The sequence below is a fragment of the Pseudomonas mandelii genome, assembly GCF_006438925.1.
GTDB classification, from domain to species: Bacteria; Pseudomonadota; Gammaproteobacteria; order Pseudomonadales; family Pseudomonadaceae; genus Aquipseudomonas; species Aquipseudomonas mandelii_C.
Genome location: NZ_RCZA01000005.1, coordinates 423,027 through 442,199, shown reverse-complemented (window position 1 = coordinate 442,199; position 19,173 = coordinate 423,027). Strand labels below are relative to the sequence as shown.

The window sequence follows — 19,173 nt, the reverse complement described above, 5'->3', positions numbered from 1 at the left end:
CGTCAATCACCCGCGTCGTTCGCCAACACCATTGACATAAACGCCGACATCACGAGCCCGGCCGCCTGTACCAGACAGCTGTTGGCGTTGGCGACCTGGCGCTCGCCGCATTCGCCACGTAGCTGACGCACCGATTCGATCAGCAGTTGCATGCCGAACTGACCGGAGTGGTTGAAGGCCAATCCACCGCCCGAGGTATTCACCGGTAAAGCGCCGCCGGGCGCGGCAATACCGCTGCGCAGGAACGCGCCGGCCTGACCTGGCGGGCAGAAACCCATGGCCTCGAGTGCGACCAGCACGTTGATGGTGAAGGCGTCATAGATCTGCACCATGCTCAATTCGCTGCGCGCAATGCCCGACATACGCAGGACGCGCTCGGTGCRGCCGCCGATAACGCCATGGTCGAGCCAGTCGAACGAGTCGATTGGCGTCACGTGACGCAGATAGGTATCAGCGAAGCCGCGGATGAAGACGGGCGGCTTAGCCAGCGTACGGGCGTGCTCGGCTTTGGTGAGGATCAGCGCGCCGGCGCCGTCGCTGACCAGGCAAATATCGGCCTTGCGTAACGGGTCCGAGATCAGCGGCGAAGCCAGATACTCCTCCATCGTCAGTGGTTTACGCAGCGTGGCCTGTGGATTCAATTGCGCCCATCGCCGCGCATTGATCGCCACCTCACCGAGGTCCTCTGCGCTCGCCTGATAGCGATGCATATACTGCTGCGCGAGCATGGCGTACCAACTGATCGGGCTGAGCACACCGTAGGGCGACACGAACTGGCCCGACGGGGAGCGCGGGTCGGCGAACAGGCCGCCACGGTTGCGGCTGTGATCCAGTCGCTGGGTGCTGCCATAAGTGACCAGCGCCACCGAGCACAAACCGGCGTCGATCGCGGCCATGGCGTGGATCAAGTGGGTGAGCGGCGAGCCGCCGCCCACCACCGTGCTATCGACAAAGCGCGGCGTGATCCCCAGATATTCGCTCACCAATAGCGCATTGGCGCGGTCGTCCCAGTGCGCAAAAACCCCATCGACATCGGCCAGGGTGAGCCCGGCATCGAGTAAGGCTTCGCGTGCCGATCGGCATTGCAGCGACAGCGCGGTGTCACCCGGTTGGGCTTTGCCAAGACCGGCCTCGCCCACGCCGACGATGGCGTAACGGCCGGCCAGGCGGGAAGCGTCGATCGTCATGGCTGCGGCTCCTGGGCGATGAGCTGCGCGCGCACATCTTTCTTCAACACCTTGCCGACGGGGCTGCGCGGCAGACTCTCCCAGAACAACACGTGTTTGGGCGTCTTCAGGCTGCCGAGTTTTTCGCGGCAGGTCGCGACGAACTCCTCGGCGGTCGCGCTGGCGCCAGCCTTGAGTTCGATGACGGCGATGACTTTTTCACCCCAGTCCGGGTCGGGAATGCCGACCACGGCGCAATCCATGACGGCCGGATGCGCCCAGATCAACTGTTCGATTTCGCTCGGGTAGATGTTGAAACCGCCGGAGATGATCATGTCCTTGGTGCGATCGACGATGTACAGGTAACCCGCTTCGTCGAACACGCCGATGTCACCGGTGTGGTGCCAACCGAAACGTCGTGCTTCAGCATTGGCTTGCGGGTTGTCGTAGTAACCCGGCGCGACCAGTTCGCCGCGCGCGACAATCTCGCCGCGTTCGCCGGGCTCGACGATCCGTCCTTCCTCATCCATCAGTGCCACTTCACAGGCGCCGGTGGGGCGACCGGCGGAACCCAGATGCTTACCGTCCCGCATGTGGTCTTCGCGCGTCAGCACCGTGATCACACCGGGGACTTCGGATTGGCCATAACACTGAACGAACACCGGTCCCCACAGGGCGATACCCTCGCGCAGTTTGTCCACGGACATCGGGGCGGCGCCGTAGATCACGTATTCAAGTGAGGAGCAGTCGCGTGTCTTGGCATCCGGATGAGACAGCAGTCGGTAGATCAGGGTCGGCGGCAGGAACAGGTGGGTAATGCGTTCCCGCTCGATGGTTTCGAGAACCGCGCCCGGGTCGGCGGATGGCGCGATCACATTGCGCGTGCCGAAAGTCGACAGCGCCATGGCGGTCGCACCCGCAGCATGGGTCAGCGGTGCCACGACCAGGTGCGCGGGACTTTTTGCCGGTGGCATGAACTGGTTGCAGATGCGGTAGGCGGCCAGCAGAGCACGATGGCTTTGCATGATTGCCTTTGGCTGTCCTGTTGTTCCACCCGAGGACTTGATCAGGGCGGTGTCGTCGAGCGACTTGCGCACGGTGCAGCGCTGACCGGCATGCTCGCGGCACCAGTTGGCGATGCTCAGGCCAGCGATGGGTTCGTCCAGGCCGATCACGGTTGTCAGCGTCGGCACACCCGCGCGGATGCGCTCGGCATGCTCGGCGTACTGAGAGTGCAGCACCAGCACGGACAGTTTTGTGAAGCTCATGAACCAGATCAGGCTGTCGATCGAATCACGAGCATTCAGGGGGATGAAGGTAGCCCCTGCGCGCAAGGCGCCCAGCATGGCGACGAAGCTCAGCGGATGATTAGGCGCCAGTACGCCGACATGGGCTGAACTCAGGTTCAGCAGCGACAAGGCATGGCCGATGGCATGGGAGTCGGCCTGAACCTCGGCGTAGGTGAGGCTGAAACCTGTGCCTTGCAGGCAGACATTATCCGGGTGGCGATTGGCGCCGGCATCGAAGTGGTCGGTAATCATTTCCATGGTGACGGCTAATCCAAAAGAGTGAACTGGGGCAGCGTGCAGGATTCGCTGACGGACTCGAAACAGACGCTGACGCGGGCGCCGATGGCGACGCGCTCAAGGTCGGCATCGAGGATGTTGGCGACCAGGCGGACGCCTTCATCGAGGTCGATCAACGCAACGACATAAGGCAGCCGAGACTCGAAGGCTGGCGAGGGCGCGATCCGGCAGACCGTGTAGGTGTAGATGCGTCCACGACCGCTGGCATTGATCCATTCGAGGCTGTCGGACAGGCATTCGATGCAGAATGCTCGCGGATAGAACTGGCAGTGGCCACAGCCGCCGCAACGCTGGATCACCAGTCGGTGTTCCTGTGCGGCCGCCCAATAGGCGGCCGTTTCGGCGGTGGGTTGCGGCAATGGCCGTGCAGAGAGAGGAGTTGACATGGCAGCCTCAGCGAGTACGCAGTTCGAAACCGGCCATGGCGATATGCACATGGCGTTGTGACGGAAGTTTGGCCAGACCGGCGATCAGTTCGTGCAGCGGACGGCGCACACTGAAAGTGTCATCGACCACGGTGGGCGCGAGCCCGACGATCTTTTCGTCGCCGTACATGGCACGCAGCAGCAGTTCATCATCCGACAGGCCGGGATAACGACGACGCAGCTCAGGGACTCTTGGCGCCAGCGCCGGTGGTTCAAGGGAGATCTCGCGGGAGCCATTGGCGAGCACGCGATCTTTTACGTCGGGGTCCACTGGTAGTGGCAGGGCGCCGAAATAGCCGCACACGTACTTTTTCACTTCGTCCGGCACCACCTTGTAACGCTCGCCGCTCAATACATTCATCACCGCCTGGGCGGCGATCATGGCGGGGAAGGGCGTCGCCATCACGGGCGAGCCCAGTTCCACGCGGATGCGGCCGATCTCCTCGAGTACGACCGGCAGTTTGTCGGCGATTCCCGCCAGCTGCAGTTGCGATTGCAGATTGGACATGGCGCCGCCAGCGTACTGGGTGACGAAGTGAGCCGGGTCGTACTCCGCCGGGACTCCCACGGGGAAGCCGTTCTCTTCGGCAACCCCGGCGAGGTAGTCACCGATTTCGTCTGCCGCGCGGTCATCGAAACTGACCTCGAAGCCGATCTCACGCAGGTTGCGCGCCAGCATCTGTGCCGCTGGCCCGGCATTGCCGTTGGCCAGCGGATCGATCGAGCACAGCAGGCGATCGGCACCGTGCACGGCGGCTTCCAGCGCAACCAGCGAACCGGTCGCGTTCAGGCAATGGGTGATGATTTCCAGCGGTCGATCACCGATCACGGCCTTGATCGCCGACACAATGCTGCGCACCTGCTCCACGGTCAGGCTGCCGCCGGCGTCGCCGAAGGTAAAGGCGTCGATATCGAAGCGCTCGATGGCCTCGCGCGCCTTGGCGGCATAGAACGACGCGTCGTAGCCCGGTGCCAGGTTGTAAATCATGGCGAGTGTCGTTGTCGCGCCGAGTCGCTTGGCGGTGGAGATCGCAGGCACCAGGTTATCCCAGCAGTGCAGGGAGTCGAGAAAACCGATATCACGCGCACCGTTGGCGACCAGACGTTCGACGTACAGCTCACTCAAATCGTCCGGCTCGGGGTAGAAGCTACGCAACATGTTGCTGCGCACGATACCGCGCAGCGGCGTGTGGCGGATGCGTTCGGACAACAGGCGTAGCCGTTCCAGTGGACTCTGGTTGAGAAACAGCACGCTGGCGTCGAACTGCACCAATGCAATGCCTTCAATCACATCAAAACCCAGGGCATCCAGGCGCTCGGCCATCGGCAGCATGTGCTCGGTGCGCATGCGCGTTGCCCACAGGCACTGGTGTGCATCACGCAGGGTGGCATCGACCAACTGGATACGGCGACGTTTGCCGGTGCGGGCAAATTCCGCGCTCACTTTTTCGCGTAGTTGATTCAGCACATGTCACCCCTTGCTGTGTTCGAGATGGATGGACAGACCGGGGCCTGTGACACTCAATACGGTGTAGTTGGGCCAGCGTTGCAGCAGCCCGTGTGTCAGGGCTTGCTCAGGCGAGCGAACTTCATAGTGAAGTTTTTGCAGCGGTGGCAGCGCAGGGCAGCCGCAGACCAGCGCCGCCAGTGCTTCTTCAGTGGCGGGCAAGTTGGCTGGACGGCCAGGGTTGGCGACGGCGCCGATGCGTTTTTGCAGGCGGGTCAGCGATGTGTCGATCGGGCCGTAGCAACCTTGCAGCCAGCGGCGCAGCGCGGGCTGCAACGTGGCGAAGCGTGGGGCGGCATCGAGATGTTCGAGTGCCTGGCGCGCGATCGCTTGGGCGAACGGTTGCAGCATCGGCGGATGGCCCAGCTCCTGACGAATGCGCGTGCATTCGCGGGAAAACTCGAACAGATCAGCCAGACGCCCGCGCTCGCGCAACGCTTGCATGGCCTGGGCGGCGATCTCCCCTGGCAACTGGTGTTCGTAAGGCGCCAGGTCGAAGGCCCAAGGCGGGCTTTCGGCAAATCCTTCCTGATCCGCCACGGCAGCGAGCTGGGTCTGGGCTTCTTTGAGGCGGTCCTGATCCGGTGCTTGCAGTGGCAGTTCGAGCAACGCCGCCGAGCGGATCAGCAAGGCCAGCGAAGGCGTCGATGCGCCGTTGGCGACGGCGGGTAATGCAGCGTCGAGGCGGTCAATGCCCAGTCGAATCGCTTCCAGCGCCACCTGCGGGCCGAGGCCGGTGTGGCAGCGCGTGTGCAGATCCAGCGGTTTGCCATCCACGCCGCTGCGCAGGGCGGAAAGCAAGCTCGGCAGGCGATCGACATGCAGCAAGCCCGCTTCGTCTCGCAACATGATGCGCTGGGCACCGGTCAGCACCAGGCGCGCGGCGCAGGCCGAATAGTACGCGTCGCAATGCTCGGGATCGTCCACATAGGGCAGAGCGGCGATGGCGGTCAGGCCGTGGGCTTGCGCCTTTTGTACGGCGTTGCCCAGACGCGAAAGGTCCAGCAGCGGATCAATCAGCACGACCTCACTGATCCCGGATTTAGCGAGCAGGCGCAGCCAAGTGTCCAGCGCTTCACCAGCGAGCACATCGAGATGGCCGTGGGCGGGCAGCAAGTTCACGGTTGCGCGCAGGGGCGTGCCATTGGCGCGCTCGCGCAACGCGGCGATGCGTTGCAGCGGGTTCTCGTCGCGGCTGATGCACTGCTCGATCACCGCCGGGCTCAATACCTCGATGGCGGCAAGCCGTGCGTGCCCGAGCGAGTTCATCGTACCCAGCAGCATCGCGGTACTCGCGCCACCGCCCCAGGCCGTGGTCTGACCGTCGCTCAGGCTGACATCGACCAATGTAGTCATGCTCATGCGCGCTCCTTGGCTTGTTTCAAAGCCTGTTTGCGAGCGGGTACGAAGACGTCTTCAACCCAGCGTGTGGTGACAAGGCCCGCGACGAAGTCCGGGTGGTCGAGTACGGCATGATGGAAGCTGGCGGTGGTCGACAGGCCCACGATTTTCATATCCTCCAGTGCCTTGCGCATGAGCACGATCGCCTCGCTGCGCGTCGGCGCATGCACAATCAGTTTGGCGAGCAGGGAGTCATAAAAAGGTGGCACGGTGGCGCCGCTGTAGCAGTGGGTATCGACCCGTACCCCTTTGCCTTTGGGTGGTTGCCATTCGCTCACCAGACCCGGGCTCGGCAGGAAATTGCGGTCCGGGTCCTCGGCATTGATCCGGCATTCGATCGCATGGCCGACCAGCTTCACGTCGGCCTGACTGAACGACAGCGGCAGGCCTGCGGCGATGCGAATCTGCTCGGCGACCAGGTCGTAGCCGGTGATCATCTCCGTCACCGGGTGTTCGACCTGGATGCGGGTATTCATTTCCAGAAAATAGAATTTTCCATCGCGGTCATCGACTACGAATTCGATCGTACCCGCGCCGAAGTAGCCGACATTTTTCGCCAGACGTACGGCGCATTCGCCCATTTGCTCCCGGGTTTGCGGCGCGAGGCTGGGGGAGGGTGCTTCCTCGATCAGCTTTTGGTGACGGCGTTGGGTCGAGCACTCACGTTCGCCCAGATGCACCACGTTGCCATGACGATCGCCCATGATCTGGATTTCGATATGGCGCGCCAGTTCGATGAACTTCTCGACATAAAGGGTCGGATCGCCAAAGGCGGCTTGCGCTTCCGAGGAGGCCGAACGGAAGGCCGCCTCGGCTTCTTCATCGCTGCGCACGATCCGCATGCCACGTCCGCCGCCCCCGGCCGTTGCCTTGAACAGCACCGGATAGCCGATGTCGCTGGCAATACTGCGGGCAGTCTCGGCATCGGCCACGGCGTCCGAGCCCGGCACACGCGGCACTTCGGCTTTTTCGGCCAGACCGACGGCGGTGATTTTGTCGCCCATCGAATCAATGATTTCCGCTGAGGGGCCGATGAACACGAGGCCGGCGTCTTCACAGGCCTGAGCGAAATGCGAGCGCTCGGAAAGGAAGCCATAACCCGGATGGATGGCGTCGCAGCGGTGTTCCAGTGCGGTACGTACCAGCAGATCGGCGCACAGATAACTTTGCGCCGCTGGAGGTGGACCAATGATGACGTACTGGTCGGCGAGGCGGGCAGCCAGGCTGTCCCGGTCGGCTTCGGAGACGGCCGCCACCGATTCAATGCCCAGGGTTTTACAGGCGCGCACGATGCGCACGGCGATTTCGCCACGGTTGGCGATCAATACCCGACGAATGTCGCGGGTTGCCACGGGAATGCTGCTCATCAGCGAGTCTCCGGTTCGATAATCATCAATAACTGGTCCCGCTGAACCATCTGCAGGTCTTGGGCGACGATGCGCACGACGCGGCCTGTCACCGGGGAGGCGAGGGTGTTGAAGAGTTTCATGGCCTCAACCAGGCACAGGGGCGCCCCGGCCTCCACCGTGGTGTTTTCTTCAACAAACGACGGTTGGTCGGGACTGGGCTTGCGATAGAAGGTGCCCATCATGGTCGCTCGCACCGCGACCTGACCTTCGGCGACTTCGGGCTCGCTCGTGGCCACCACGGAGGGTGCCGGCTGCGTGGGTTTTGCGGGCGTGGCGCCTTGCACAGGCTCAAGCGACCGCTGAACCGTGCCGGACTTGCTGGCCGTTAGCGTGGTGTCACCGATGCGCACTTCAAGGAAGTCCAGATGCGTCGTGTGATCCAGTATCTCAAGGATTCGTCGTGCTTCTTTATGTGTGAGTGACATGCCTTCAGGCCTCTTGTTGTTCGAATTGCCTTGACCGATAAAAACATCGAAACGTATGATTGTCAACAATCAGACAATGATGTAGTTTGCTGATCATCACCCAGGGCGTTTACGCAGCTCTTGATAAAAAAAGCGTAGCGTGCGACAGCCAAGGGCCTGGCGATTTCAGAAAACAGTTGTGTTTTGGAGGGGGCGAGAATGAGTACAATCGCGGTTAAATCGGATGTCGCTGGAACGGTATGGCAGATCCATGTCTGCGAAGGCGATGTCGTTGAAGAAGATCAGATGCTGATCATCATGGAGTCCATGAAAATGGAAATTCCATTGATGGCACTGGAGTCGGGTCGAGTCGTGAGCGTCCTCGTTGCCGAGGGCGACGTGGTCAAAGATGGCCAGGATGTTTTGCTGATGGAGTGCGATTGAAGTCTATGTCAATGAATGCAGGTTCGGCGTCGGCCGCCAAGGGCGGTAGTGCAATAGGTATCATGCGCGCTGGTCGCCAGCGCGTGTTGACGATGCCGGAGCAGATTGCCGAGAGCATTACGCTTGCGATTTTGCGAGGTGAATACGGGCCGGGGGATTCGGTGCGTGAGCAGGAACTGGCCGACCACTTCCAGGTCAGTCGGGGTCCGATTCGCGAGGCCCTGCGCATTCTCGAGAAGGTAGGCGTCGTGACCATCGTGCCGCAGCGTGGCGCGCATGTAACGTCATTGAGCCGGCAGGAGATCGACAACCTGTTCGAGATCCGCGCCGTGTTGGCCGGGTTGTTAGCCAAGTACCTGGTGGATCTTGATGCATCTGTAGTGAATCAAATGGATGCCATCGTCACCCGGCTTGAGTTGATTGCTGCGCAGTCGGATGCGCTGGATGAGTACGCCCAAGGCAGTTATCGCCTGAGCACGCTGTTGTTCCAGTCGTGTGGTAACAAGCAGCTGGCAGAACTTATGGGTGCGCTGGGTATCCAGACCGCTCGCTACACACGGTTGGGGTTGCGTTCCCCCGAGCGCCGGCAGGCTTCCGTCATTCATTGGCGTCAGCTGGTCGAGGCACTCAGACAAAACAGCAGCACGGTTGCCGCCCAAATGATGGTTGAACTGATTAACGCTTCCCATCAAGCCGCATCAAATCAATTGGAATAACTAACACGGGGGCACAACACTCCCAAGTGCTGTGTCAAATTGTCGACAATAAGACAAAATATCATGACAAAAAAACGTACCGCAGGACTCATGCTCAGTTGGGCTGCCCGGCAGCACCGGGGCCGCACCGCTCTGATCTTCGGCGACAACTGCCTGACGTATGACGAGGTCGAGGCGGGCAGTAATCGTCTGGCCCATGCCCTGGTTTCCCTTGGGTTGCAGGTTGGGGAGCGCGTCGCTGTTTTACTGAACAACTCGCCCGAGGCTATCGAGAGCGTTTTCGCAGTCGAGAAGGCGGGGCTGGTCTATGTCGCGCTGAATGCCAGGCATACGCTGGCCGAGCAGATCGCAATCCTGGAGGACGCCGGCGCAAGCCTGCTGGTGGTGGGGCCGGAGTTCCGTGAGATCGGTTTGGGTGTTCTTGGTCGTGTCGATAGCCTGCGGCATGTGATGGGACTTGATTGGCAGGCGCTGCAGGTTCTGGAGTACCGCCAGGTGCTCGCTTCAATGCCAGCCAACGCGCCCAACATTCAGGTTTGCGCGGATGCGCTGCTGCGTATCGCCTATACCTCGGGCACTACCGGAAAACCCAAGGGCGTGACCTACACGATCAAGCGTTGGTACGAACGCTTGAGCAACCACTTCTACGCCATGGAATACAGCCTTGGCGTGCAGGATGCGATGTTGCACGTTGGCCCCTTGACCCATGCTGCCGGCGTCCATTTGCTGCCGTGCTACTTGCGGGGGGCGCGCAATGTGATTCTGGAGAAGTTCGAGCCTCTGGAAACGCTGCGGCAAATCGAGTGGCACGGGATCACGCAAATGATGTGCGTGCCGACCATGCTCACGCGCTTGCTTGACACCCTCGACAGCGGTGTCGAGGCCGATCTCTCGTCGCTCAAGTGCATTCATTACGGGACGGCGCCGACCTCCGTGGACCTGATCCGCCGATCCATTGCGCGGTTCGGCCCGGTGATGCGCCAGCAGTATGGAATGACCGAGGCGGTACAGCCGCTGGCGGTGCTGTATCCGCATGAACACGCTGAAGACGGTGTGCTGCGCTCCTGCGGCAAACCGACTGCGAATGTGCAGATCACTGTGCGCGATGCCCACGGTCAAGAGACGGCGATGGGTGAAATCGGCGAGATCGCCATCGCCACCGACGGTATCGGCGAAGTGGCGTTCTGGCGCCGTCCCGATCTGGAAGCCGAAGCCATCCGCGATGGCTGGTACTACTCAGGCGATCTGGGTTACCTCGACGAGCAGGGCTTCCTTTATATCGTCGGGCGCAACAAGGACATGATCATTTCCGGTGGCTTCAACGTCTACGCCCGGGAAGTCGAGGATGCGCTGGAAAGCCATCCACAAGTGGTCGAAGTGGCGGTTATTGGATTGCCCGACCCGGAGTGGGGTGAGCGTATCGCGGCTTTTGTCGTCAGACGCGAAGGCGCCACGGTCGACAGCGAAACCCTCGGCAGCCATTGCGTTTCACTGATCGCCGGCTACAAGAAGCCACGTCTCATCGAGTTCGTTGATGCTCTGCCGCGCAACAATGCCGGCAAGGTCGTGAAAAATATTCTGCGCGATGACTATCGCGCGCGCCTGGAGAGGAAATCATCATGAGCACGCCTGTTGCCCCGGAATGGTCGCTGGAACTCGCCGACATCCGCGCGCGTCGCGAGGTCGCCTATGCATTGGGTGGCCCGGAAGCGGTGGAAAAGCAGCATGCCCAGGGCAAACTCACGGCGCGTGAGCGAATTGGCCATCTGCTGGACGGCGAAAGTTTCGAGGAATTCGGCATCCTGGCCGGCGCCGTGAAGTACACGGCAGAAGGCCAAATTGCCTCTGCTACGCCAAGCACAGCAGTCGTCGGCGTGGGCACGATCGAACAGCGGCGTACCGTGGTGGCGGCCGATGATTTCACCATTCGCGGCGGCTCGTCGGAAGCGGCGGTCGCTGAAAAGTGGATCTACGCCGATCGTTATGCCAGGGAATACAAGCTGCCGATCATTCGCATGATCGACAGCGCCGGCGGCAGTGTGAAGCTGCTCGACAAGCTCGGTCATACCAAGATTCCGGGTTATGCCCTGTTGCCGATCACCAATCTGTTGGGTGCCGTGCCGGTTGTCGGCATTGCCCATGGTGCCTGTGCGGGTCTGGGTGCGTTGCGGGTCGCCGCCTCACACCTGGCGATTATGGTGCGCGGCCAGAGCCAGGTATTCGCGGCCGGCCCGCCCGTGGTCAAGCAGGCGTTTGGTATTGATATCGACAAGAACGATCTCGGTGGTTACGACCAGGTGCATCGTCACAGCGGCATGATCAATCTGGCCGCCAATACCGACGCCGAGGCTTTGGAGTTGGCCAAGCGCTTTCTGTCTTATCTGCCGGGCAATGTCTGGGAACAGCCGCCGCGGGTGACATCGACGGACTCGCCTGGTCGGCGCGACGCGTGGCTCAACGATGCCATTCCCCATGACCGACGCAAGATCTTCAACCCGCACAAGATCCTCAAGTCGCTGGTCGACAAAGACAGTCTGTTCGAGATGTCCCCGGATTTCGGCGCGTCGACTATCACCGCGTTTGCCCGTCTCAACGGCTACTCGGTGGGGATCATCTGCAACAACCCGCGAGTCGGCGGCGGTGCGTTGACCCGTGCGGCGGCACTCAAGCAGACCCGGTTCATCGACCTGTGCGACACCTTTCATTTGCCGCTGATCTTCCTGGTGGATCAGCCGGGTGTCATGACCGGGCAAGAGGCGGAAATGCAGGGCACCTTGAGTGCGGCGATGCAGGCCGTGCATGCGATCGAGCAGGCCAGTGTGCCCGTGATCACCATCGTGCTGCGCCGCTGTGTCGGCCTTGCCGGTGCCATGGTCAGCCCTTGGCATGGCCCGACGGGCACGGCATTGCCACATCGGTTTGCCTGGCCGTCGGCGCAGTGGGGCTCGATCCCGATCGAGGGTGGTGTAGCGGCAGCTTACAAGCAAGAAATCGCTGCAGCGGATGATCCGCTGGCGCGGCGCAAAGAACTGGAGGCCCATTACCAGGCCCTCGCTTCACCGCTGCGTACGGCTGAACGCTTTGGCGTAATCGACGTTATTGAGCCGGACAGTACGCGTCCGCTGCTGTGCAACTGGGTGGGTGACGCGTATCGCATCACTGCACTTTCCCTCGGGCCGAAGCGGCGGACCATGCGCTAGTCCTGGCAGGACGAGCGGCATCCGGCCTTACCTTCATAAAAACAACTCAAAGGTACAGACGATGTTCTGGAAAAAGAGTCCTTGCGCCGTTTTGGCAACGCTGATGGTGATTCACCTGTTGGCTCAGGTGGACCGAAATATTCTGCTGGGCTTCGCACCGCAAATCACCAGCGAGCTGGCGATCAATAACGCGCAGTACGGCTTTCTGGTCGGTGCGGTCTGGGTGCTGAGCTACGGCGTGATGGCGGTGCTTCTCGGCGCGCTGGCCGATCGTCACAGCCGGCCACGCGTGATCGGCGCCGGCATGCTGATCTGGAGCGTTTGCACGATTGCTTCTGGCTATGTCCAGAACTTCGAACAAATGGTGGCGGCGCGTTTTCTGGTGGCCACCGGTGAAGCGGCGTTGGTGCCTGCCGCGACGGCGCTGTTGATGGAGCTGTTCTCCGAAAAGCGCCGGGGTACGGCGATGGGACTGTTCTACCTCGGCATTCCGCTGGGCATCGGTTGCAGCTTTTTGTTGGCGGGCACGTTAGGCGCCGCCCATGGCTGGCGCACCACGTTCCATGTTCTGGGAATTGCCGGGATTGCCATCGGTCTGCCGTTGATGCTGATGAGCGACAAGCGCAATAACAACGCGGTGCAAGAGCGTGGAGCCCCGCTCAAGACGCAGATGGCCGCGGTGTTCGCTGAGCTGCGCAGCAACCGTGGGGTGCGCTATACCGTTGCCGGTTTTGTGCTGGCTCATCTGGTCTATCCGGGCATTTCCTTCGCGCAACTGTGGATTGCCCGCGAGCGGGGCATGGACCCGGCGACGATCGTCATGACCATGGGCGTCATGCAGATTGTTTTCGGCTCGTTGGGTGCATTGGCCGGTGGCATTTTGAGCGATCGCCTGGCCCCACGTTTCAAGGGCGGCCACGCCAGTGTGCTGGTGTTGATGATGCTGGTGTGCGCGCCGTTCATGATCGCTTATCGCTTGGTCCCGACAGACTCGCCGCTGTTCTACGTCGGCATGGCGGTCGGTATTTTCATGGTGATGTCGCTTTACGGTTCCGCGACCACTGCGATTCAGGGCGCCGTACCCGTGCGGATGCGTTCGACGGTAATGGGCTGCTCGATGTTGATGCTGAACCTCTTTTCGGTCGCCCTCGGCACGTTCGTCGTGGGCTGGATCAGCGATGTGCTGACGACTGCCGGAATGGACTCACCACTGACCCATGTGCTGCTGGTCAGCGACATTCTTGCGCTGGTGCTGGGTGGATTCTTCTTTTATATGGCGGCGCGGATCAAGCGTGAAAGCACGCGTTCGCTGCCGGCCATGGGTATCAAGGTTTAGTTATGTCCAGATCCGCCGTCATTCAGTTTCAGTCGGTTGTCAGCCAGCACCTGCCGGGAGTTCTGGCCAGCATCGTCGTCGCCATTGCGGCGCGGTTTCTGGCTGACCAGTACCAGGCGCCAGTGATGCTGTTGGCACTCTTGCTCGGCATGGCCATGAATTTTCTGGCGGCGGGGCCGAGCAAACCGGGTATCGATTTCAGCGCTCGCGAAGTGCTGCGCATCGGGGTGGCCTTGCTCGGGATGCGCATTTCCCTGGAGCAGATTGCGGCGCTCGGTTGGCATCCGGTGCTGATTGTTGTGGTGTCGGTGGTGGTCACCATTCTGGTGTCCATGCTGGCGGCGCGCGCCCTGGGCTTCAACGTGCTGTTCGGTCTGTTGTCCGGTGGCGCGACCGCAATCTGCGGCGCATCCGCGGCGCTGGCATTGGCAGCGGCGCTGCCTGCCCATCATGCCAAGGAGCGCGCGACGTTGTTCACGGTCATTGGGGTGTCCGCCCTGTCGACCCTGGCGATGATTCTGTATCCGGTGATTTCCCGGGCGCTCGGCCTGGATCCGCTGCAGGCCGGAGTGTTTCTCGGCGCCACCATCCATGACGTCGCTCAGGTGGTCGGCGCCGGGTACAGCATGTCCCATGACATCGGCGATACCGCCACGGTGGTGAAGCTGATGCGCATCGCCATGCTGCTGCCGGTCATCGTCTGTGCTGTTTTGATCACTCGTTCTCAGGGCGGGCAGGGGACCGGTGAGAGGCCACCGTTGTTGCCCTGGTTTGCCGTGGCCTTCATCGCCTTGGCCGCCGTAACCAGTTTCGGTTGGCTGCCTTCAGCGGTGCAGACCCTGGGCAACCAGTTGTCGAGCTGGTGCCTGGTCGTCGCCATCAGTGCGCTGGGGATGAAAATCCAGTTGAAGGAACTGGCGACGGTGGGGCTCAAACCCATCCTGTTGATGGTCGGTGAAACCGTGTTCTTGCTGGGACTGGTGTTGCTGTTGATACGACTCGGTAGTTGAGTCGGGTCGTTCAATGCCGCGGGGTGTGCTGACTCCGGCGGTATTGATTGGGTCACTTTAATTGAATCGAACGCTCCCCTGATGGGGATAAGAGTGGTGAGCACTGTCACGCCCGAATTGGGCGGCCAGATGTTTTTTTATAAACATAAAAACAAAAACAAAAAAAATCGGAGCCAACGTATGCGAATCAAAAAAATTACTGGTGTGAGTGTGTGGGAGCCAACCCTGCTGGCCTCGGCGCTGTTCGTCGCTGCGTTGCCGGCGGCTCATGCCTTCGAAGTCAATACCGGCAATGAAGACTGGGCGGTGCGTTTCGACAACACGTTCAAGTTCAACTATGCCCAGCGGGTCGAAAGTCCTAACAGCAAGTTGGCCAATTCCTGGAACAACAATGACGGTAACCGCAACTTCTCTTCCGGCAGTGCGGTGTCCCAACGCCTGGATGTGCTTTCTGAACTGGATGTGACTTACCAGAAGAAGGCCGGTTTTCGCGTCAGCGCCAACACGTGGTACGACCACGCCTATGACAATGTCGGCAGCGACAACGCGGCAACCAACCAGCTCAACCACGGTGTACCGGACTCCCGCCACATAAGCGGCTATGCCGATCGCTACTACAACGGACCGTCGGCCGAGATCCTCGATGCCTTCGTTTTCGGCAGTACGGAAATCGGCGAGGAGTCGATCCTCAGTGCCAAGCTCGGCAAGCACACGCAGTACTGGGGCGAAAGCATCCTGGCCTTTGCCCACGGCAACAGCTACGGCCAGTCCGGCCTGGACATTTCCAAGGCGCTGGCGGTGCCAGGCACCGAAGCCAAGGAACTGTTCATCCCGCGTAATCAACTGTCCGTCAACTTCACGGTCAACCCGGAGTTGACCCTCGGCGCGCAGTACTTCCTCGACTGGGACGCTTCGCGCCTGCCGGAATCCGGCACGTATCTGGGTTTTAACGACGGCATCCAGAATGGCGGGCATAACCTGTCGTTGATCGGCGGCGTCAATCCATTCTTCGGTGCCCCTGGCCCGATCGGTGCCAACCAGTTCCTGCGCCTGAGCAACGGCCATACCTTCACCCCGGACAAGCGTGGCGACTTCGGTTTGATGGCCAAGTGGAGCCCGGAGTGGTTGGACGGCACCCTCGGCGTCTACTACCGCAACACCTCCGACATTCTGCCCAACCTGGTGCTGCAGCCGACCGCTGTGGGCCCGGCGCAACTGATCTCCGGCAACATTGGCAGCTACAACCAGTTCTACGTCGATGACATCGATATCTATGGCATCAGCCTGTCGAAAAGCGTCGGCGACGTCAGCGTCGGCTTCGACTTGAACTACCGCGAAAACATGCCCCTGGCCAGCGTCGCCGGCACCGTCAACCCGGCCGCGGCGGCCCGCGGCTTGCCCGGTTTCATCGGCAGCTTTAATGGCGAAGACGGCGTGGCCCGCGGCAACACCGTACATGCGGTGCTCAACGGCCTGACCACCTTTGGCGACACGCCACTGTGGGACAGCTCCTCGTTGCTGGTCGAGCTCGGCTACAGCCGCTGGCTGAAGGTCACTGACAACAAGCAACTGTTCAAGGGTGAGGACTGGTACCACGGCACCGATAAGGTCACCAAAGACAACTACATCATTGGCGTCAACTTCAACCCGACCTGGTTCCAGGTCTTCCCGGGCATCGATATGTATATGCCGATGACCTACAACGTCGGCCTCAACGGCAACTCCGCCGTGCAGTTGGGCGGTAACGAGGATTCCGGCAGCTACTCGATCGGTATCGGCATGGATGTGCGCAACCAGTACCGCTTCGACCTGAAATACGTGGACAACTTCGGTCCATTCGACACCTGCAGTTCGCCAGGTAGCGCTGGCAGTCAGGGAGACGGCGCTGCACCAGGTGCCAACGGCCAGTACAACTGCGTACCCGGTCAAACCACCGCCTTCGGCGGGACCTCGGCCCAGCTCAAGGATCGCGGCATGGTCACGGCCACCTTCAAGACAACTTTCTGATTTTCGATTGCTTAAAAACAAGCAGGAGAACGACACCATGAAATGCATGCACACTCTGTTGACCGCCTCCCTGGCGCTGACCTTCGCCGGTCTCGCACAGGCCGCCGTGCCCGCCGCAGACGCCGCCAGACTGGGGAGCAACCTGACCGCCGTGGGCGCCGAAAAAGCCGGCAATGCCGATGGCTCCATTCCGGCCTACACCGGTGGGCTGACCAGCCTGCCGGCAGGCTTCAAGGCCGGTGATACCTTTCGCCCGGACCCTTACGCCAACGAGAAGCCGCTGCTGGTAATCGATGGCAAAAACGTCGCTCAGTACAAGGATCAACTGACCGCCGTCACCATCGAACTGGCCAAGCGTTTTCCGAGTTTTCGCGTGGAGGTCTACCCGACCCACCGCAGCGTGGCACTGCCTAAAAGTGTGTTGGACAACACCTTGAAGAACGCCACTGGCGCCAAGTCTTTGGAAGGTGGTAACGCCATCGAGAACGTGCTGCCTGGTGTGCCGTTCCCGATCCCGCAATCGGGAGCCGAGGCCATGTGGAATCACTTGTTGCGTTATCAAGGCGTCGCCTATTCAACCAAATACGATTCCTGGAACGTGGATTCGTCAGGCTCGCAAAATCTGGCCACCAGCGGCGAAATCGTCAACTCGTTCCCGATTTTCGAAGAGCCGAACAAGGTCATCGATGGCAAGGACACCTACTTTCAGACTCGCTTGTTCTACACCGGCCCCGCGCGCCGCGCGGGCGAGGCGGTCATGCTCAAGGACGCTGCCAACCCGCTGGTGCAGGCGCGTCGCGCCTGGCAGTACTTGCCTGGGCAGCGCCGCGTGAAACTGGCACCGACCCTGGCCTACGACACGCCAAACCCGGGCACCGCAGGTTCGGGTACCTATGACGACGTTTATGTCTTCAACGGCGCACTGGATCGCTACGACTGGAAACTGGTCGGCAAGCAGGAAATGATCATGCCGTACAACACCTACGCGTTGAGCTACATCAAGGACCCTAAAGCCTTGACCACACCGAACCACCTGGCACCGCAATTCGTGCGTTGGGAGAAGCATCGGGTGTGGGTCGTGGAAGGCACGCTCAAGGCCGGTGCCCGTCACGTCTACGCCAAGCGTCGCTTCTATCTGGACGAGGACAGCTGGGTCGCTCTGGCATCCGATCAGTACGATGCCCGTGGTCAGTTGTACCGTGGTTCTTTCAGCTTCCTCTCTCAAAGCTACGACGTCACGACCCCCAACACCACGCCGCACGTGATCTATGACCTGGTGGGCGGGACCTACAACATCAACGGTTTGTCGGGCGCGTACGGCGGCATCAAATACATCGAACCGCTCGCCAAGTCGCAGTGGTCGCCTGATGCGCTGGCCGGTAATGGCGTTCGCTAAGTAACGCACCACAAAAGTCTGGGCCGGTTGCGGTAGAGCGCCGGCTTCAGCTTTGGAGGAGGACGCAGTATGTGTTCATTCAAAACGCTTGCGCCGTTGATATTGGCGATGCTGTTGGCGCTGTGGCAGACGATTGCACACGCCTCCGGGTACGTTGATGTGCTGGACCTGCCCGCCAAGCCCAGTGCATTGGCCGTACGCAGTGCCTTGCTCGACGTCGCGAATGCCGGGCAGCGCCTGATCGCGGTCGGGCAGCGTGGTCACATTCTTTATTCCGACGATGCCGGCCAGCAATGGCAGCAGGCCAACGTGCCGGTCAGCAGCGACCTCAATGCCGTGTACTTTCCTTCCCCCGAACAAGGCTGGGCGGTCGGCAACGATGGTGTGATTTTGCACAGCAGCGACGCCGGCGTGACCTGGAAAAAACAACTGGACGGTCGAGAGATCGGGGCATTGCTGGTCAAGCATTATGCTGCGCTGGCCAATGCCGAACCGACCAACGAGCAATGGCCGCTGCTCGTCGCTGATGGTCAGCGACTGGTCGAGGAGGGCGCCGACAAACCCTTGCTCGACGTCTGGTTCGCCGACGACAAGGTCGGTTACGTGGTCGGTGTGTTCAATCTGATTCTGCGTACCGAGGACGGCGGCCAGAGCTGGACGCCTTTTCAGGACCGTACCGACAACCCGCAGAATTTTCACTTGAACGCCATCACGTCGACCGGCGATGCGCTGTACATCGTCGGTGAGCAAGGCCTGGTACTGAAATGGGACGATTCGCACCAGCGTTTCGCCGCCGTAAACACACCGTATCAAGGCAGCTATTTCGGTGTCGTCGGCAAGCCTGGCGAAGTCGTTGTTTTCGGTCTGCGCGGCAATGTGTTGCGTAGCACGGATGGCGGGTTGAGCTGGAAACCGTTCGATACCGGCCTGCAAGTCAGTGTCACCGCCGCCACCGTGGATGCCCAAGGTCACTATCGGTTGTTCACCCAGGCAGGGCACATGCTGGTCGATCAGGCCAACACCGCCCGGTTGCAAGTGATGCCACAACAAAACCCGTCACCGGTGGCCGGTGCCGCCCTGGCCCGCGATGGTTCGCTGATCGTGGTGGGTAGCCGTGGCGCCCGTGCGCTTCTCAAAGAATAAGAGCCAGAACAATAAGAGCGAGT

Annotated in this window: 16 protein-coding genes; 9 read left to right on the top strand and 7 right to left on the bottom strand. The window is 61.1% G+C overall.

Annotated features, from left to right (window positions below; translation table 11 throughout):
- Positions 1–2: 2 nt before the first annotated feature.
- From EAH74_RS14490 to EAH74_RS14460, 7 genes are read right to left on the bottom strand one after another with little or no spacing between them, the layout of a single operon-like run.
- Complete coding sequence (locus EAH74_RS14490) at positions 3–1,187, bottom strand: thiolase C-terminal domain-containing protein (RefSeq protein WP_193560134.1); 1,185 nt, start codon at positions 1,185–1,187, stop codon at positions 3–5.
- Positions 1,184–2,713, bottom strand: a complete 1,530-nt coding sequence (locus EAH74_RS14485) for an AMP-binding protein (protein ID WP_140679385.1) — start codon at positions 2,711–2,713, stop codon at positions 1,184–1,186. The genes EAH74_RS14490 and EAH74_RS14485 overlap by 4 nt, the downstream gene beginning before the upstream one ends.
- Positions 2,714–2,721: 8 nt before the next feature.
- Complete coding sequence (locus tag EAH74_RS14480) at positions 2,722–3,138, bottom strand: Zn-ribbon domain-containing OB-fold protein (protein ID WP_140679383.1); 417 nt, start codon at positions 3,136–3,138, stop codon at positions 2,722–2,724.
- A 7-nt stretch (positions 3,139–3,145) separates the two neighbouring features.
- Positions 3,146–4,645, bottom strand: a complete 1,500-nt coding sequence (locus tag EAH74_RS14475; RefSeq protein ID WP_140679381.1) for a carboxylase — start codon at positions 4,643–4,645, stop codon at positions 3,146–3,148.
- A 3-nt stretch (positions 4,646–4,648) separates the two neighbouring features.
- Positions 4,649–6,046: a hypothetical protein gene (locus tag EAH74_RS14470; RefSeq protein ID WP_140679379.1), complete on the bottom strand. Its 1,398-nt coding sequence runs from the start codon at positions 6,044–6,046 to the stop codon at positions 4,649–4,651.
- Positions 6,043–7,452 (bottom strand): acetyl-CoA carboxylase biotin carboxylase subunit, encoded by a 1,410-nt coding sequence (accC, locus tag EAH74_RS14465; RefSeq protein WP_140679378.1) that lies wholly within the window; start codon positions 7,450–7,452, stop codon positions 6,043–6,045. The genes EAH74_RS14470 and accC overlap by 4 nt, the downstream gene beginning before the upstream one ends.
- Positions 7,452–7,919 carry an acetyl-CoA carboxylase biotin carboxyl carrier protein gene (locus EAH74_RS14460; protein ID WP_140679376.1) on the bottom strand — a complete coding sequence of 156 codons (468 nt, stop codon included), beginning with the start codon at positions 7,917–7,919 and terminating at the stop codon, positions 7,452–7,454. Before EAH74_RS14460 ends, accC begins: the two co-directional genes overlap by 1 nt.
- Positions 7,920–8,117: 198 nt before the next feature.
- Here EAH74_RS14460 and EAH74_RS14455 point away from each other — a divergent pair, with 198 nt between their 5' ends.
- The 9 genes from EAH74_RS14455 (at position 8,118) to EAH74_RS14415 (ending at position 19,150) form a co-directional block, all read left to right on the top strand.
- Entirely contained in the window at positions 8,118–8,342 is a 225-nt protein-coding gene (locus EAH74_RS14455; RefSeq protein WP_140679374.1) for an acetyl-CoA carboxylase biotin carboxyl carrier protein subunit, read from the top strand.
- A gap of 5 nt (positions 8,343–8,347) precedes the next feature.
- Entirely contained in the window at positions 8,348–9,058 is a 711-nt protein-coding gene (locus tag EAH74_RS14450) for a GntR family transcriptional regulator (protein WP_140679372.1), read from the top strand.
- A gap of 63 nt (positions 9,059–9,121) precedes the next feature.
- The gene (locus tag EAH74_RS14445) at positions 9,122–10,681 is read left to right on the top strand and encodes a class I adenylate-forming enzyme family protein (RefSeq protein WP_140679370.1); all 1,560 of its coding nucleotides are present in this window, start codon (positions 9,122–9,124) and stop codon (positions 10,679–10,681) included.
- Positions 10,678–12,258 (top strand): acyl-CoA carboxylase subunit beta, encoded by a 1,581-nt coding sequence (locus EAH74_RS14440; RefSeq protein WP_140679368.1) that lies wholly within the window; start codon positions 10,678–10,680, stop codon positions 12,256–12,258. Before EAH74_RS14445 ends, EAH74_RS14440 begins: the two co-directional genes overlap by 4 nt.
- A 61-nt stretch (positions 12,259–12,319) precedes the next feature.
- Complete coding sequence (locus tag EAH74_RS14435) at positions 12,320–13,594, top strand: spinster family MFS transporter (protein ID WP_205012912.1); 1,275 nt, start codon at positions 12,320–12,322, stop codon at positions 13,592–13,594.
- Between the two features lie 2 nt (positions 13,595–13,596).
- Positions 13,597–14,604: a YeiH family protein gene (locus EAH74_RS14430; RefSeq protein WP_140679367.1), complete on the top strand. Its 1,008-nt coding sequence runs from the start codon at positions 13,597–13,599 to the stop codon at positions 14,602–14,604.
- 180 nt (positions 14,605–14,784) lie between these two features.
- Entirely contained in the window at positions 14,785–16,611 is a 1,827-nt protein-coding gene (locus EAH74_RS14425) for a DUF1302 domain-containing protein (RefSeq protein WP_140679365.1), read from the top strand.
- A gap of 37 nt (positions 16,612–16,648) precedes the next feature.
- Positions 16,649–18,007: a DUF1329 domain-containing protein gene (locus tag EAH74_RS14420; RefSeq protein ID WP_140679364.1), complete on the top strand. Its 1,359-nt coding sequence runs from the start codon at positions 16,649–16,651 to the stop codon at positions 18,005–18,007.
- A gap of 69 nt (positions 18,008–18,076) precedes the next feature.
- Positions 18,077–19,150, top strand: coding sequence for a WD40/YVTN/BNR-like repeat-containing protein (locus tag EAH74_RS14415; RefSeq protein ID WP_140679362.1), 1,074 nt, complete (start codon positions 18,077–18,079; stop codon positions 19,148–19,150).
- The last annotated feature ends 23 nt before the right edge of the window (positions 19,151–19,173 follow it).